This is a genomic window from Dehalococcoidales bacterium (assembly GCA_028716225.1).
Lineage (GTDB): Bacteria > Chloroflexota > Dehalococcoidia > Dehalococcoidales > UBA5760 > UBA5760.
Genome location: JAQUQE010000002.1, coordinates 172,961 through 188,130 on the forward strand (window position 1 = coordinate 172,961; position 15,170 = coordinate 188,130).

The 15,170-nt window shown below is 49.7% G+C and carries 18 protein-coding genes and 1 other RNA gene; 1 reads left to right on the top strand and 18 read right to left on the bottom strand.

Features of this window, described 5'->3' with window-relative positions; translation table 11 throughout:
• Positions 1-231: 231 nt before the first annotated feature.
• From PHI12_02310 to PHI12_02325, 4 genes are all read right to left on the bottom strand, one after another.
• Positions 232-1,419 carry an MBL fold metallo-hydrolase gene (locus tag PHI12_02310; GenBank protein ID MDD5509636.1) on the bottom strand — a complete coding sequence of 396 codons (1,188 nt, stop codon included), beginning with the start codon at positions 1,417-1,419 and terminating at the stop codon, positions 232-234.
• 35 nt (positions 1,420-1,454) lie between these two features.
• Positions 1,455-1,616, bottom strand: a complete 162-nt coding sequence (locus PHI12_02315; protein MDD5509637.1) for a rubredoxin — start codon at positions 1,614-1,616, stop codon at positions 1,455-1,457.
• A 90-nt stretch (positions 1,617-1,706) separates the two neighbouring features.
• Positions 1,707-2,396, bottom strand: coding sequence for a flavin reductase (locus PHI12_02320; GenBank protein ID MDD5509638.1), 690 nt, complete (start codon positions 2,394-2,396; stop codon positions 1,707-1,709).
• A gap of 82 nt (positions 2,397-2,478) precedes the next feature.
• Complete coding sequence (locus tag PHI12_02325; GenBank protein ID MDD5509639.1) at positions 2,479-2,871, bottom strand: transcriptional repressor; 393 nt, start codon at positions 2,869-2,871, stop codon at positions 2,479-2,481.
• Positions 2,872-3,264: 393 nt separating this feature from the next.
• Here PHI12_02325 and PHI12_02330 point away from each other — a divergent pair, with 393 nt between their 5' ends.
• Complete coding sequence (locus PHI12_02330; GenBank protein ID MDD5509640.1) at positions 3,265-4,395, top strand: hypothetical protein; 1,131 nt, start codon at positions 3,265-3,267, stop codon at positions 4,393-4,395.
• Between the two features lie 157 nt (positions 4,396-4,552).
• Here the strand turns inward: PHI12_02330 and dnaN are convergent, their stop codons facing one another.
• The 14 genes from dnaN to PHI12_02400 all read right to left on the bottom strand — a co-directional run bounded on the left by dnaN (position 4,553) and on the right by PHI12_02400 (position 15,084).
• Positions 4,553-5,689: a DNA polymerase III subunit beta gene (dnaN, locus tag PHI12_02335; GenBank protein ID MDD5509641.1), complete on the bottom strand. Its 1,137-nt coding sequence runs from the start codon at positions 5,687-5,689 to the stop codon at positions 4,553-4,555.
• Between the two features lie 153 nt (positions 5,690-5,842).
• Positions 5,843-6,016 carry a rubredoxin gene (locus PHI12_02340; GenBank protein MDD5509642.1) on the bottom strand — a complete coding sequence of 58 codons (174 nt, stop codon included), beginning with the start codon at positions 6,014-6,016 and terminating at the stop codon, positions 5,843-5,845.
• An 8-nt stretch (positions 6,017-6,024) separates the two neighbouring features.
• Positions 6,025-6,540, bottom strand: a complete 516-nt coding sequence (locus PHI12_02345) for a flavin reductase family protein (protein MDD5509643.1) — start codon at positions 6,538-6,540, stop codon at positions 6,025-6,027.
• 15 nt (positions 6,541-6,555) lie between these two features.
• Positions 6,556-7,791 carry a SufD family Fe-S cluster assembly protein gene (locus PHI12_02350; protein MDD5509644.1) on the bottom strand — a complete coding sequence of 412 codons (1,236 nt, stop codon included), beginning with the start codon at positions 7,789-7,791 and terminating at the stop codon, positions 6,556-6,558.
• Positions 7,784-8,536, bottom strand: coding sequence for an ABC transporter ATP-binding protein (locus PHI12_02355; GenBank protein MDD5509645.1), 753 nt, complete (start codon positions 8,534-8,536; stop codon positions 7,784-7,786). Before PHI12_02355 ends, PHI12_02350 begins: the two co-directional genes overlap by 8 nt.
• A gap of 33 nt (positions 8,537-8,569) precedes the next feature.
• Positions 8,570-9,100 (bottom strand): ferritin family protein, encoded by a 531-nt coding sequence (locus tag PHI12_02360; protein ID MDD5509646.1) that lies wholly within the window; start codon positions 9,098-9,100, stop codon positions 8,570-8,572.
• Between the two features lie 160 nt (positions 9,101-9,260).
• Positions 9,261-9,731: a hypothetical protein gene (locus PHI12_02365; protein MDD5509647.1), complete on the bottom strand. Its 471-nt coding sequence runs from the start codon at positions 9,729-9,731 to the stop codon at positions 9,261-9,263.
• A gap of 195 nt (positions 9,732-9,926) precedes the next feature.
• Positions 9,927-10,403, bottom strand: a complete 477-nt coding sequence (locus PHI12_02370; GenBank protein MDD5509648.1) for an Hsp20/alpha crystallin family protein — start codon at positions 10,401-10,403, stop codon at positions 9,927-9,929.
• A gap of 120 nt (positions 10,404-10,523) precedes the next feature.
• Positions 10,524-10,814 carry a MerR family transcriptional regulator gene (locus PHI12_02375; GenBank protein MDD5509649.1) on the bottom strand — a complete coding sequence of 97 codons (291 nt, stop codon included), beginning with the start codon at positions 10,812-10,814 and terminating at the stop codon, positions 10,524-10,526.
• Between the two features lie 405 nt (positions 10,815-11,219).
• Positions 11,220-11,575, bottom strand: a transfer-messenger RNA (tmRNA) gene (gene ssrA, locus PHI12_02380).
• A gap of 33 nt (positions 11,576-11,608) precedes the next feature.
• Positions 11,609-12,061, bottom strand: a complete 453-nt coding sequence (gene smpB, locus PHI12_02385; GenBank protein MDD5509650.1) for an SsrA-binding protein SmpB — start codon at positions 12,059-12,061, stop codon at positions 11,609-11,611.
• Positions 12,062-12,083: 22 nt separating this feature from the next.
• Positions 12,084-13,628, bottom strand: coding sequence for an L-aspartate oxidase (gene nadB / locus PHI12_02390; GenBank protein MDD5509651.1), 1,545 nt, complete (start codon positions 13,626-13,628; stop codon positions 12,084-12,086).
• A gap of 40 nt (positions 13,629-13,668) precedes the next feature.
• Positions 13,669-14,226, bottom strand: coding sequence for a Fe-S-containing hydro-lyase (locus PHI12_02395; protein ID MDD5509652.1), 558 nt, complete (start codon positions 14,224-14,226; stop codon positions 13,669-13,671).
• A 12-nt stretch (positions 14,227-14,238) separates the two neighbouring features.
• Entirely contained in the window at positions 14,239-15,084 is an 846-nt protein-coding gene (locus PHI12_02400; GenBank protein MDD5509653.1) for a fumarate hydratase, read from the bottom strand.
• Between the last annotated feature and the right edge of the window lie 86 nt (positions 15,085-15,170).

Below are 15,170 nucleotides of genomic sequence, written 5' to 3' on the forward strand. Positions count from 1 at the left end.
ACGACGGTAAGTAGTTGTGTTTATTTTTGATCCGAAAGGCTAAGGAGAACCCCTCAGGGCAAGCCCCGGCAGATAAGTCTTGCAGAAACCATAACAAGTTTATGTTAACACGTGGTCATCGGAGAGTCAAGGGGCGCCTGATTCTAAAACCAGACGCCCCTTTTACAGCCTTTCAATGCCTTTTAGCCCTAATTCATATGGTGTCTAATTCCATCCTAGTCTCTATAGCGATTAACCTCTGATACCTTTTGCGACTTTGCTGCCAAGCTCCCGGCATAGAGAAAGATCATCCTGCTTCGGCTGCCATTTGGCTTTGACCCCTTCCGCAGCTAATGGAATCTTACAGAGTTTCAGGTGATCCTCAATGATTGCCACACCTTCTCCACTCCACCCGTATGAACCGAAGGCAGCCCCGACCTTATTCTGGAATTTCATACCCCTCAGGTCCTCAAGTATCGGCCTTATTGTCGGCAGTACCCCCTGATTCAAAGTAGGTGATCCGACTATAACGGCCCCGGCTTTAAATATCTCCGTTAAAACATCATTCCGGTCCGATAAGCCGACATGAAACAGTTTGTACTGCAAACCTTCGGCAGCAATACCTTCACCGATCGCTTCGGCCATTTGTCTCGTTCCTTCCCACATGGTGTCATAAATAATAACAGCACTCTGTTCAGGCTTTTGTGCAGCCCATTCCTGGTACTTGGTTATGATTTGCAGCGGATCCTTACGCCAGATAATACCATGGCTGGGTGCTATCATATCGACCGGTAAGTTGAGCGCCAGCACTTCATCAATTTTCTTTGCCACCATGGCACTAAACGGAGTGAGTATATTGGCATAGTATTTTAACGCTTCCTCGTAAAGCTCAGTCTGATCTACCTGGTCGTTAAAAGGAAATGCCGCGGCGTAGTGTTGCCCAAAAGCGTCGTTCGGCATCAAGATATTGGCCCCGGCCAGGTAAGTAAACATGCTATCGGGCCAGTGAAGCATAGGAGCTTCAACAAAGACAAGCTCATTCTTGCCGATATTGACCCTGTCCCCTGTCTTCACTGTTTTAAAGTTCCACTGCTGATGATAATGCCCTTCAATGCTCTCCTTGCCTCGCGGTGACACAATTAGTGTAGCGTTCGGCGTATGCCTCATCACTCCAGGCAGGCTACCGGAGTGGTCGGACTCGGCATGGTTGGCTACGACGATATCAATCTTAGACGGATCGACCAGCTCTGCGATGTTCTTAATCAGCTGGTTCTGAAAAGGACCCCAGACCGTATCAACCAGAACCGTCTTTTCATCAACGATCAAATACGAGTTATATGAGGAGCCACGGTGAGTGGACAGTTCATGACCGTGGAAGTGCCTCAACGCCCAGTCGACCACACCAACCCAGTAGACACCTTCTTTCAATTTGACCACCATCTTGTAGACCTCCTAACATGAATACTGAATAATAATCAGTCGATCTTCTTAAACGAGCTTTTACCCACTTTACAGACAGGACACTTCCAATCATCCGGTATTTCCTCAAATGGCGTACCGGCAGCTATGCCGCCATCCGGATCGCCGATAGCCGGATCATAAACCCATCCGCAAAATAAGCACTTGTACTTAGCCATCTTTTTTGATTCCTCCTTTTTCTCTGCTACATAGCCATGGTTTATTTCGAGTAAGGGAAACCGCCCGGCCTATCATACAGGCCAGACAGCTCAATCAACCTTTTCGAATTCACTCTTCGCTGCCCCGCAGACAGGGCACTTCCAATCGTCAGGTATCTGTTCAAACGGCGTACCGGCAGCTATACCGCCATCCGGATCACCGACAGCCGGATCATATATCCATCCGCAAACCGAACACCTATACTTGGTCATTTTCTTGGATTCCTCCTCTTTTTTCTCTTCTACATAGCTGGGGGCTGTTTTCGGCGTTGTCCCCCGCTTGACCTGATGATAGTATTCATACGTCATGCAGGGCTTATCATTCAATACCTCTCCGTCCACTACTTCTCCGATAAAAATAGTGTGGGTACCGACATCCATTTCTCCGGTTACTTTAGCTTCCAGATACGAGACGGTGTTATCCAAAATCAGCGGTGATCCGGTTTGACCTGATTTATAATTTATGCCCGACAGTTTATTGACTTCCCTGCCTGATTTGAAGCCGAACTGCCCTATGAAGGACAGAGGAGTATCTTGACCGAGTACCGATACGGCAAATGCGCCGCTTGCTTTGATATATTCCCAGGTTAGATTTGTCTTATTGATGCTTATGGCAATCGTGGGGGGTTCAGAAGTTATCTGAAAGACGCTGTTAGCGATCTGACCGTTAAGCTTCTCGCCCTTTCGGGATGTCACTACATACAAGCCATAACTTAGTTTGTGAAGAGCCTTTGGATTCACTGTTCACCTCCTGATACTTTCTTATTATTTTGCACTATCCGTAGTCTAACACTCGAAACTACACTAAGCCGACCAATCACCTTTAACCAGTGACATTTTCAAGTCCCTGGCAATCCAGACAGAGGCCGGTAAACTCCAGATAGTGGTTAGTTACTTTAAGTCCTGTCCTGCTGGTGATCCTCTCCTCAATCGTGTCATCGACAGGATCATCAATATCCAGAATTCGCCCGCATTGATTACAGCGGAAATGGTAGTGGTTATTCGTATTACCGTCAAAATGCGCTGTGCCGTTAGACACAAGCATCTCAGATACCTCACCGGTCTCTTTCAGTAATCTTAGATTGCGGTACACCGTAGCTAAACCTATGTTGGGGATCTCCCGCTTAACCTGCTCGTGTATCCATTCTGCAGTAGGATGTGACGAAGTATTTACCAGTACTCTAAGGATAGCTTCTCTCTGTATTGATCTCTTCATATTAAATATAATAATGATTATCGTTATTATAATATCAAAAGTAAAAATTTATGTCAATATTATAATAACCCCAAAGATATGGAAGATATGCTTTATTTAAGAGTAATACCTTGAGCGCCCGAATATCGAATGCCTGGTCAGTATCTGATCCTTGAGACGGCGATTTTAGTCCTCCATTTGCATTAGGTGACATCGCTTATGCCATAATCGTGGTAGAGATCAACGACCTGGGCACCGACTTCACCTCCCCAGTGTACTTCTTTACTTCCACTAGTCCTCCTGAGTTTATTCATTATGCCGGAAGACTCTAACACATGTATAGATGTTTTTGAGTGGAAGGTCAAAAGAATTATAACTCTACCTAAATTAGGGATAATGAGATAGAATAAAAACATGCAATATGAAACAGCATACTCAATCTCACCAGAAGAATTTACACGTCTTTTTGAAGACGGTTATTTAGTTCTAGGACCTCCTAGACCAGTGCAGCAGATTACTAACATAACAAGAGGAGTTTTTTGTATTCAAACCAGCAGTGACATTATTAACTCGACCAAGAACACAACTAAAATGCTCATCCTACTAAGACATCTCAAAAAGGATAAACAGATTGAGCTCCTTACTGATAATATAACCTTAATAAAAATGGCAATTAACCGCTATCAGTATCAGAATAAACCGATAGGAACCCTAATTAGAGCACATTGCATGGCACTTCATCCGACCCAGCAAATCCATCTACAGAAAACCGTCAGCAGTATTAGCACATATTCAGGATGGCAGATTCAACAAGGAGACACAAAAAATACCCTTCTAATTATTAGCCGAATCCAGTCTATTGAAAAACAAGATATAGAACAGGAAATCAGTAGAATAAGACAGTTTATGGATGCTCTCTGCTTGATTTATAAAGTTGGCTTCTTTTTATATCACGTTTCTCATGCACCAATATGTCAATTATCCCCCACGGTTTCCTTTGGTCAAGCAGAAAGAATGTTAGAACCTATCAAAAAAGAGGATATTATCAGAATAGCGGCTCAGATCCAATTATCGAGGGAAATAGCAACAACCATTCGTGGCTTAAACCAAGCTTATGTTGATAATTACTATGCTAGCCGCCTTGACCGACTCTGGGCAACTGTTGAAGAACTCTTTTCTGGCTCCGCCAATCATTTATTAAAATCGGACGAAATAGCAGCAATTTTAAAATCTATCGAAAGTACAGAACTCGTAAATGACAATAAACGTCTGGGAAAATTTGCTGACTTATTAAAGAATCCAAACCATTTTCCTGCTAAAGGCCGTAATGAACGAATTTCCGACACCATTTCAAAATTATTAAAAAGAAACCGTGAAGAAACATACGATGAGATACGGAAATGTTCTGAAATACGCGGAAAATATGGTCATAACATTCCACAGTATTGGCAGCCAATTGATGAAGCAGAAAAATACTTAAGGAATGTACTCACTGATTATCTGGATTTATTAACATCTAAAAGGGAGAATGACAACAATATTTAAATTCAGCATAGACATTACTTTCTAACATTAATTAAGTTTCTTAGAGACTAATTATGATTTCCGAACTGACTAACCCTTTTCGGCAATACTCAACAAGAAGGCGCCTGATCCTGGAACCAGACGCCTCATTTTTTCGTAATTTAGCTTCAAAACTTTATTACCATTGCACGAACATCGGCATTACGACGTGGATATAGTTGTCCACACCCACCGGACGTATCACGCCGGGGCTGGACGGATTGGTAACCTCAAGAGCCACCTGCTCTTCACGGAGCACACCGAGCACATCGGATAAGTATTTACCGTTAAAGGCAACCTTCGCCTCTCCACCCTCAACAATAGCATCGATTTCGCCGACATCGTCACCCACTTCCTCCGAGCGGGCGGTAATGGTCATCTTGCCCGTGGTCAGATCACCACTGCCGGGGATAATCAGCAGACGGACAATACCGCTGCCATCGCGGGCGAAGATAGAGGCTGTCTTAGTCGCCCTCAAGAAGGATGCTACGTCAACCACCGACCGGGTGCTGTAGCTCTGGGGAATGAGCTGAGCATAATTGGGGAAAGTTCCCTGGACCATCTGGGATACCAGCTCGATGTTCTTCAGACGGAACAGCGCCTGGCTCTTATTGGGGTCCACTATTATCTCAACAGGCTCCTCCTGGTCAGCCATAAGCCGGTTCAGTTCAGCGAGGGTCCGTGCCGGAATAATAACCTTGGCCTTTTTAGCGACCGGGAGGACAAGGGGCAGCTTATGCACCGCCAACCGGAAGCCATCGGCCGCTGCCAGGGTGAGCAAATCACCGTCAAAATCAGCGTCGACTCCGGTAAGAACCGGACGGGACTCTTCCGTAGCCGCAGCAAAGACAACCTGGGTAATACCCCGCTGCAAGGCCTCCACTTCAACCTTAGTAGTCACTACCGCCTCCACCTTTGGTATCGGTGGGAAATCCGCCGCATCGACGCCGCTGATACGAGCCTCAAAGCGGGCACACTTCAACTCCAGTGTCTTGGTACGCGGGGAAAGGCTGATTTCAATCTTCTCATTAGGAAGAGAGGCAACGAACTCAGTGAGCAGCCGTGCCGGAACAGTAATCTCCCCTTCTTCTTCTATTTTGGCACCGATCCAGCAGGAAGTGGCCATCTCCAGATTGGTCGCCGTAAGTTTCAGCCGGGACTTATCCGTAGCCAGAAGGACATTACCGGTTATCGGTAGGGTTGTGCGCACCGCTACCGCTCTGCCCACCACATTCAATCCGCGACTCAGGTTCTCCTGAAGGCAAGTCAACCTCATAATACACCCCCCAAACGTATACTCCTGTAGCGAAGTAGTATACACCAATCCGGGATGAGAGACAAGTCTTTTGTAATTACCCGGTGACCTCATCCCCGCTGAAGCACCCGTGGAATACGGGTGCCAATACCGAACGGCAGCCAAGCGCTCTTTCTAGTTTTTTATTTTCTCAAAATCGCTCTTGCCTGCCCCACAGACCGGACAAACCCAATCATCAGGGAGTTCATCAAACGGTGTCCCCGGCGCGATATCACCCTCCGGGTCACCCAGCTCCGGGTCATAGACGTAACCGCAGACGGTACACTCGTACTTATCCAATTTCGCCATTCTAAGCACTACCTCCTTTTCTCTTCAATATAGCTGGGAGCAGTCCTGGGCGTGGTGCCCCGTTTGACCTGGTGATAATACTCGTAGGTCATAGAAGCCTCATCGCTGATAACATCGGCATCGACGATATTGCCGATAAAAATGGTATGACTGCCCACATCTACTTCTTGAATTACTTTAGCCTCCAGATAGGCAACGGCGTTTTCGATAACCAGAGGAGCACCGGTCTTACCTATCCTGTAATCAACTCCCTCGAGCTTATCGGAATCCCGGCCCGACTTGAAGCCAAAGCGTCCCACGAAAGAGAGGGGAGTCTCCCGGCGCAGGACAGAGGCCGTAAAGACCCTGCTCTCCTGGATAAACTGGTGGGTCAGGTTACTCTTGTTGATGCTTACGGCAACCGTCGCCGGCTCGGAGGTTATCTGGAACACGGTGTTGGCGATTTGAGCGTTGAGCCGATTCCCCTGCTTCGAGGCAACGACATACATGCCATAACCTAATTTATGTAAAGCTTGAGCATTCACCTGCAGATACCTCTGTTACATTACCTCTTTTTCACTGGCCTCAACGGTACGATCAATCTCGGCACCCAGCGTGGGCGGTAACCCCTGGATATCCACCCTGAGAAAGCCGCGGACGATGGTAGCGGTAGCCTCGGTACGAGTCAGTCCCCGCGCCATCAGATACTCAACTTCCTCCTCAGCAATCTTACCTACCGCCGCTTCGTGGGAGAGGTCAATACCGGCCAGATTACCCTTAAGCTCGGGTATGGCGTGAATCATACCGCCATTATTTAGAATGAGCCCCCGGCACTCGAGGTGCCCCTTTACCTCAGGAGCACCACCATCGATAAAGCCACGGGCAATAATGTCACCCCCGGTGGTGATGGCACGCGATATGATTTCTGTCTTAGCACCTTTAGCCTCCAGGAATACTCTGGAGCCGACGTCCAGCGACGATCCCTTGCCGGCGACCAGGATGCTGTTATACCTGACAGTAGCATTCTCACCGACACACCTGGCGGACGGATTCATCTGCAAAGAGTGAATCGGTTTCATCAGTACGTAGTTGCTCAAGAAAAGGCCGTCCTCCTCCACAATAATCCCGGTGCGGGGGCGGACTGCCACCGCCGGGTTCCAGCTGTGTATCATGGTAAAGGTAACCTTAGCCCCTCTTTTGATATAGAACTCGGATACCCCCATATGCAGCCCGGGGTCTTCCCTGGATGCGGTGGTGCAGCCGGTAATAATATCAAGCTCTGAGCCTTCCTCAGCGATAACAATGTTGTGCACATTCTGCGCCAGACGCGCCTTGGCCAGATAGAGACAGGCCTGTACCGGAAAGACGGTCTTATGACCGGCTAGCGCCCTGATAAAATAACCGTCGCCACGGTTCAGCTCAACGTTGGCGGTGTACTTATCGGTATCCACGGCAACCGCCCGCCACCAGTAATCGGACAGCCAGTCGTACTTCTTTAACGCCTGGCTGATAGGTATTACCTCGACACCATCTCCTCTGATTGAGCTGTGAACCGGGGTATTGTCCATCTGGATATAGGTCCCCGACCTCTGGCTGGTATCATCCAGAACAACCCCTGCCTCCAGCATATGCTCCCTGGCCTGAGCCGGAAGCTGTTCCGGGTCCGGCTGGTAAGGCTGTTCTTCGGCTGAGGTAAGGTAGGCGCTCAAATCGATATCTTCACCGAAGGCAGCCGGTTTAGCCGCCGCCGCTTTAGCCTTTTTCCGATATGACTCCGACGACTTTATCTCAGACATTCGGGTGCCTCCTCAACAGACAATTGACACATGACCCGTAGCCGCTTTCCTTGATGGTCTGCAGTATTTCATGAGGGTCACCCTGACAGCTGATTCTGCCGTCGCACATAACATAACCGGTGCGGGCGTTCACGTAATCCAGGATATGACCGGTATGAGTAATGATAAGCCCCATACATTTTCGGTCCGGAATCGGGCAGTGTTTTTCCAGGAGTTCATTGATCAACTCGCCGATAAGAACAATGTTTTCCAGGTCAACGCCGGACTCCGGCTCATCAAGCAGAGCCAGCTTCGGCCTCTGCGCCAGGAGCTGCATCATCTCGGAGCGTTTTATCTCCCCCCCGGAGAACCCGTAGTTTATTTCCCTATCCAGAAAGTCCTCCAGGTCAGTCCGTTTCGCCAGCTTGGCGACAGTCTCGGCATCTCCCCGCCCCTTGAGACAGGCGGTGACCATATCGCTCATCTTTACCCCCCGCACCACCGGCGGGCGCTGGAAAGACATGCCGATACCTAAACGGGCACGCTCATCAAGCGATAACCCGGTTATATCCTTACCCTGAAAGGTAATACTGCCTCTTACTATCCGGTACTTGGGAAAACCCATCAGCGCCGCCAGCAGAGTAGTCTTGCCGCTGCCGTTAGGACCGAAGAGAACATGGGTCTCACCGGTACCTATCGTCATATTTATGTCGTGAAGGATTTCCTTCTTCCCCACCGCCACCGCCAGTTGCTTAATCTTCAGCATATATCTATCACCCCGCTAATGACTGTTCAATTTTCAACCGCCGTCCAGAGAGGGGTGCTCTTTACGAACAAACCAGCCCGCCGGATCGCTGAGGTATTCATAGTAGTCAAGCAGAACCAGGTAGTGCGCTCGTTCTTCGGCAACCAGCGCCTGATAGAAATTCCGCTCGGCATCATGGGTAGCAGCCTGACCCTGCACTTTGTAATAGTCACCGGTCTTGTTTTCCATTGCCATGGCCGTCTTTACCGCATCAATTTCTGTGGTGGCAGCATCAACCTCGGTTCCCGTTTTCTCTATTGCGTCGGCAAATACCGTTCTCAGCCGCTTGCCCTCGTCCGGCTTAAAATCGGTGCCGGGCCAACCCTGCTTGACCCGTATGGAGTCATATATCTTCTCAAAATTCTGCCGGTGAACATCCTCCTCGGCAGCCAGCGATTCCAACAGCTTCCTACCCAACTCATTACCGCTCTCCCGGCTGGCTTTGAGATAGAACTGCTTGCCGTCTATCTCCATTTTGATGGCAACCTGTAACACCTGTAACGTCCTGTCCTGATCGATTCCCATAACTCCTCCTTTTTCTCTTTAGCCCGGGTTTTCTCCAAACAACTCTCACATAAGACGAACTAAACCACACCCGGAAATGAATATATAACCTATAATACCCTGTTTGTCAACATCGATGACATATTGATCGGCGAGTCAGACCCGTTTATATCTCCTACCATCACACGTCCCTGACCTTGCTCAACGCCTCCTTCACTTTGCCAAGGTGAGTCTTGGTGGCATCAGCCAGATCAAGCAAGACTTTCTTAAACTCTACCGTATCCCCTTCAAATACTTCAAAGTACTTTTGCTCTATGATAGATTGCTCTATATACAAAGCTGTGGATAAAGCACCTATCAGGGATATCCCAGACTTATTCACCTTATCAAGCTCACGTTCCAGATAGTCCGAGAATGTTTTTATCGCGGAAGTATTAAACCTTCTTTCGTCAATAAGAACGCTCCCTTCCTCTATCTTTAAAGATAACTTACCCAACCAGGAGGCATGCTCAACCTCTTCTCCGGCAAGTGCCGTCCAAAAAGTACGATGGTCGGGAAAATGCTTTGCATAAGCTCGGTAAAGCTTACCGATACCGATTTCGTTATCCATCAGCAACTCGACAATATACATCCGGTTTTTCTCGGCACCCATAGTGCACACCCCCTCCAATTGAATGTATCTATTAGAACACATATTGGTTTTGTATGCTATTGTAAAACCTGGCCCCTTCTTTACGACACACCCCACGAACATAAAGCAACGTCTTGAAGCTCTCGCGTAAGTGCGAAGGCCCGGCAATCTAGCCGGGCCTTCGCTGGATGGAAATCGAGCGGCGGACGATATCCGTTATTTCTTGCTACTACCCTCGATGGCTTTGGTACTGCCACCTACCTTGATCTGAATCTGTTTCTTCTTCTTTTCCTCAGCCTTAGGCATTCTTATGATCAGAACACCATTCTCATATTCGGACTCGATCTTATTGGTGTCTACCGTCTGGGGTAATCGAAGCGCCCGGTAGAATGAGCCTGTCGGCCTCTCCTGTATCAGATATCTTGATTGCTCGCCTTCCGAATCTGCTTTCCTCTCCGCCCTTAATGTCAGCAGATTATCTTCTACAGCAACATCAATTTCGTCCGGCTTGATACCCGGTATCGAAGCCTTTACGACTAGCTCGTCACCCTTTTGAATGACATCAATCAGAATATTCCAGTCTTCCACGCCCTCGCGGTAAGACGGCACACCTCCTAAACCGCGCCAAAGCCGATTCACCGTATCCTCCATCTGAGTTAAATCTCTAAACGGGTCCCATCTCTGTACTAACATTATTTATTCCTCCTTCCACTAATATGATCAATTATGTGCATTACCCGATTTGACCCACCTAATGTCAAACTTAGCTACTATTCATCATCCTTAATCACCTCCTCGGAGATCTCCATCTCATCAGACATCCTCACCCCTTCTCAGCGCCAGGACTGCCTTTATTCCTTCCAGGTTTATGCCCTTTACACTGAGTCGAAATACCTCTCTTATGATAAATACCTCTTCATCCGAAAAAAGCCGCTGGCCTGCCTCCGTCCTCTTCGGCTCAATTATTCCCGCCTCCTCGTATCTCCTTATGCGATGTGCTTCGACTCCGGTAAGAGTAACCACCACAGCCATGGTATACTTCGCCCACATATTATCTCCATCTCCTGTTCCGCGGACTATCTTGAATATCTTCTTCTCCGGCATTCTCCCCCACCAATTATCTGATACATAATGTTAGCATACTTCACAAATTTTGTCAATCTTTCTAACAACAATAGCCATGTCAGGCATATATTACTTGCGGGGAGCCACCGTTTAGGAGAGAGGTTGATAAAAAACCAGGGCTGTCCTGAGACAGGCTGAATCGGGCGCACACATTACCCTAATCACTATGATGGCTAGCGCACACTCTGCAAGCGGAAAGGAAGCTTGCCGGAATTGAAATTACCGAGGTGAATAGGATCAAAGGCCTCAAATAGATAAAAGGGATAGATACGAGAGTAATAAAGAAGGGCTGGGATTATAGCTTCCCAGCCCCTACGGCATGGTTAAGGCTGAAAATTGCAGGTGTTGTACATTGAGGCAATCTTAGACGAAATAAGGTTGGTATGGTGGAGACGGGGGAGAGTTGAACTCCCCGTCCAAAAGAAGCTACCCAGGATATACTACAAGCTTTTTCAGCTCTTTAATCTCACCCGACCAACCTCTGCTGACCGAGTTCAGTCGAGCCAGTCGATAAATCTTTCACCACCCTTTATCGACATCGGAGCGGCGGCACCTCAACATTTCGGCACCCAATCCCAACCCATTGAGGCGAGGTCAGGCTGGGCGTGCAACCTATTTAGCTAGGCTGCAAGAGCGAATTCAGGTTCGCCAATTATCTTTTGCCACCTGTTTTATGAGGTTGGCGGCACCTCAGCTTGCAATCCTGCAGCATACTTCCCCTGTCGAACCCACGCGTCCCCACTTATCGGGGAAACCTGAACACCTCCTTAACCTTAGCGGTGTCTCTTGATAGCACGCCCGATTTCCCTATCCGTCTGGCGGCGGGCGATCGCCTCCCGCTTATCGTACATCTTCTTGCCCTTCGCCAGGGCTATCTCAAGCTTGGCGAGGCTATCCTTAATATACAGCTTGAGCGGGACTAAGGTCAGCCCCTTCTCCTGTATGTTACCGGCTAAACTATCAATCTGCTTACGGTGCAGAAGAAGCTTACGGGGCCGGGTCGGCTCATGACTCATATAGCTGCCCGCTTCATAACGGGCGATATGGGCATTCAACAGCCACAACTCCCCACCCTCGGGTTTAACATAGGCATCGCCAAGACTCACCCTGCCGGCCCTGATTGACTTTATTTCAGTACCGGTAAGTACAATGCCAGCCTCAACACTCTCCCCGATATGATAGTTATGATATGCCTTACGGTTGGTAACTACCGTCTTTATTGCCACTACTTTTCAATTATACCATACCTTATTGATTGACCAGTATCAGGTGATGTTGCCAATCGGGCGAGCTCTTGGGAAAATCGGAGCGGAAATGAGCACCCCTGCTCTCCTTCCTGAGCAGAGCAGCCTCGGCAACCAGACGGCCGGTCATCGCCAGGTTGTTCAGCTCATAGGAGGGCCGGTCAGTGGGCTCGGGCAGGCACTTCTGCCAGGCAGCCAGGATATCCAGCGCCTCGTTAAGGCTCGCTTTATCACGGATAATGCCAACCTTGTCCCAGTGCAGCTCCTGCAATGCGGATAGATTGGGCGGCGGTACATCCTTAAGCACCTGACGTTTACTCAATGAGTGTCGCACTGCGGTATCTTTTTCTGTTTTGGCTATCTCAGGTACGGTATCCCTGGTCGTCCTCTCGACAACCCGCTGGCTGAAGACTACCGCCTCCAGGAGAGAGTTTGAAGCCAGGCGGTTGGCACCGTGCACCCCGGTACAGGAGGCTTCTCCGATGACAAATAGACCGATGATATTGGTTTCCCCCCAGGTATTGGTCTTCACACCGCCCATCAGGTAATGGGCGGCCGGCGCCACCGGTATCAGACCACGGGTGATATCCAGACCACGCACCAGACAAAACCGATAGATATTGGGAAACCGGGTAGTTATTAAATTGGGAGGCAGATGGGTGACATCGACGAAGACCCTGTCCGAGGCCGTCTTCCTCATCTCGTAGAGAATACTGCGGGTAACCACATCCCGCGGTGCCAGATCAGCCTCCGGGGTATAGTCGGGCATAAAGCGATAGCCATCGACATTGCGCAGCACGCCTCCCTCGCCACGGACTGATTCCGAGATAAGAAACGGAGTTACTCCCGGCATACGAAGGGCAGTGGGATGAAACTGGAAGAACTCCATATCCGCTATTTCGGCACCGGCCTTGAAGGCCAGCGCGACGCCGTCACCGGTGGCGATATCAGAGTTGGTACTTAACTTGTAGAGATGCCCGGCGCCGCCGGTAGCCAGAACGAGAAAGCGACAGCCGAACTCCTCAAAGGAGCCGGTACGACAGTCAAGAGCCCGTACCCCATTGACCACCCCATTCTCGACCAGAATCTCGGTGACCAGACAGTCCTCAAGCACCTGTATCTGAGATGCGCGCACCCGACGGCTCAGGGTAACCTCGATATGCTCGCCGGTGGCATCACCTCCCGCGTGGAGGATACGGGGAACGCTATGCGCCGCTTCCCTGGTCAACGCAATCTCACCATTGGCAGTATCAAAAGGCACCTCGAGATTAACCAGGTCGGCAATACGTGCCGGGGCCTCGCTGACTAGAATACGCACCGCTTCGGCATCACACAAACCATCCCCGGCGGCCAGAGTATCCCGTAAATGAAGCTCCTTGGAATCATCCTTGCCAATGGCAGCGGCGATACCACCCTGAGCATGCCTGGTGTTACAATCCTCGACACTACCCTTGGTGATAACCAGCACACTACCCTGCTCTTTTGCCATCAGGGCGGTGTAAAGCCCGGCAATGCCGGTGCCGACGATAATATAGTCATACGTGTCCATCAAACTACTCCTACAGCCCCAACCGGCTGCCCGGGTTAATTTACTCCTGGTCTACCCTGTACCTGGCCTTTCCCTCCTGGTAGAGATCACCGCCGTAGATGTCATTGATTACCCTGACCGGGAAATCTGCTACCTCCAGTCGGCGGACTGCCTCTGCTCCCAGTTCTTCGTAGGCAATTACCTCTGACTTACTAATATTGCGCGAGGCGAGGGCACCGGCACCGCCCACTACGGCGAAGTAAACCGCCTTATACTGCTTGATGGCATCCTTCACTTCCCGTGAGCGCATACCCTTGCCGATCATTCCCTTAAGACCCTCAGCGAGCAACCGGGGCGAGTAGCTGTCCATACGACCGCTGGTGGTAGGACCAGCCGAGCCGATTACCTGACCCCGCCTGGCCGGAGAAGGACCCATATAGTATATCGTCTGTCCTCTGATATCGAAGGGCAGGGGCTCTCCCGACTCCAGCGCCTCAATCATCCTTTTATGAGCGGCGTCCCGGGCAACGTAGACCACACCGCTCAGTAAGACGTCATCCCCGGTCTTAAGATCCTTAATGGCTTCGTCAGTCAGCGGAAGCATAATCTTCTTCACCATCGTAACCTCCTGCTAAAGAAGAGCCTCCCTATGACGACAGCTATGACACTCCAGGTTAACCGCCACCGGCAGGCTGGCCATGTGAGTCGGGAAGACCTCGATATGAACTGCCAGAGCGGTAATACGACCGCCATAGCCCATGGGACCAATACCCAGTTTATTCACCCGCCCGAGAATTTCGCGTTCCAGTTCAGCGGTCTCGGTATCGGGATTGGGCTCACCAACCTTACGCAGCAAAGCCCGCTTCGCCAGCATCATCGCCTTTTCTACAGTACCTCCGATACCGACGCCGACGATAATCGGAGGACAGGGATTGCTGCCCGCTTCATCAACAGCCTTGACCACAAAGTCAATCACTCCCCGGCGACCCTGCGCCAGGGATAACATAGCCAGAGACGACATGTTCTCAGCACCGCCGCCCTTGGGCTTGGCAATAATCCTCAATCTATCACCGGGGACAATATCGGTATGGATAATAGCAGGGGTATTATCCTTGGTATTAACCCTGGCGGAAAAAGGCCGGCTCACCATCGATTTACGCAGATAGCCCTGGGTATAGCCATGCCGCACTCCCTCATTGATTGCCGAGTAAAGGTCGCCACCGACTATGTGGACATCCTGCCCCAGCTCCAGGAAAACCACGGCGTCTCCAGTATCCTGGCAGAGAGGAATCTGCTCCTTAGCCGAGATATCGGCATTCCTCAATATAATATCCAGCACTTCACATCCGATCGGCGATTCTTCGATCTGTCGCGCCCGCTCGAGGGCATTAAGCACGTCATCAGGTAGGATATAACAAGCCTCCTGAAAGAGCCGCGATACCGTACTGGTTATTTCCCTGGCATCAATCTCTCTCACCTACCTCTTGCCCCTGCCTCCTTTACCAGAAAAGGTTCACATTAACTACATAAGACTGTAAATCAAGAACAAGCCGACCGGTTATC

Excerpts from the sequence above, each read along its gene's own strand:
- PHI12_02310 (MDD5509636.1), bottom strand. The coding sequence starts at position 1,419 with ATGGTGGTCAAATTGAAAGAAGGTGTCTACTGGGTTGGTGTGGTCGAC.
- PHI12_02315 (MDD5509637.1), bottom strand. The coding sequence starts at position 1,616 with ATGGCTAAGTACAAGTGCTTATTTTGCGGATGGGTTTATGATCCGGCT.
- PHI12_02325 (MDD5509639.1), bottom strand. The coding sequence starts at position 2,871 with ATGAAGAGATCAATACAGAGAGAAGCTATCCTTAGAGTACTGGTAAAT.
- PHI12_02330 (MDD5509640.1), top strand. The coding sequence starts at position 3,265 with ATGCAATATGAAACAGCATACTCAATCTCACCAGAAGAATTTACACGT.
- dnaN (MDD5509641.1), bottom strand. The coding sequence starts at position 5,689 with ATGAGGTTGACTTGCCTTCAGGAGAACCTGAGTCGCGGATTGAATGTG.
- PHI12_02340 (MDD5509642.1), bottom strand. The coding sequence starts at position 6,016 with ATGGCGAAATTGGATAAGTACGAGTGTACCGTCTGCGGTTACGTCTAT.
- PHI12_02350 (MDD5509644.1), bottom strand. The coding sequence starts at position 7,791 with ATGTCTGAGATAAAGTCGTCGGAGTCATATCGGAAAAAGGCTAAAGCG.
- PHI12_02355 (MDD5509645.1), bottom strand. The coding sequence starts at position 8,536 with ATGCTGAAGATTAAGCAACTGGCGGTGGCGGTGGGGAAGAAGGAAATC.
- PHI12_02360 (MDD5509646.1), bottom strand. The coding sequence starts at position 9,100 with ATGGGAATCGATCAGGACAGGACGTTACAGGTGTTACAGGTTGCCATC.
- PHI12_02365 (MDD5509647.1), bottom strand. The coding sequence starts at position 9,731 with ATGGGTGCCGAGAAAAACCGGATGTATATTGTCGAGTTGCTGATGGAT.
- PHI12_02370 (MDD5509648.1), bottom strand. The coding sequence starts at position 10,403 with ATGTTAGTACAGAGATGGGACCCGTTTAGAGATTTAACTCAGATGGAG.
- PHI12_02375 (MDD5509649.1), bottom strand. The coding sequence starts at position 10,814 with ATGCCGGAGAAGAAGATATTCAAGATAGTCCGCGGAACAGGAGATGGA.
- nadB (MDD5509651.1), bottom strand. The coding sequence starts at position 13,628 with ATGGACACGTATGACTATATTATCGTCGGCACCGGCATTGCCGGGCTT.
- PHI12_02395 (MDD5509652.1), bottom strand. The coding sequence starts at position 14,226 with ATGGTGAAGAAGATTATGCTTCCGCTGACTGACGAAGCCATTAAGGAT.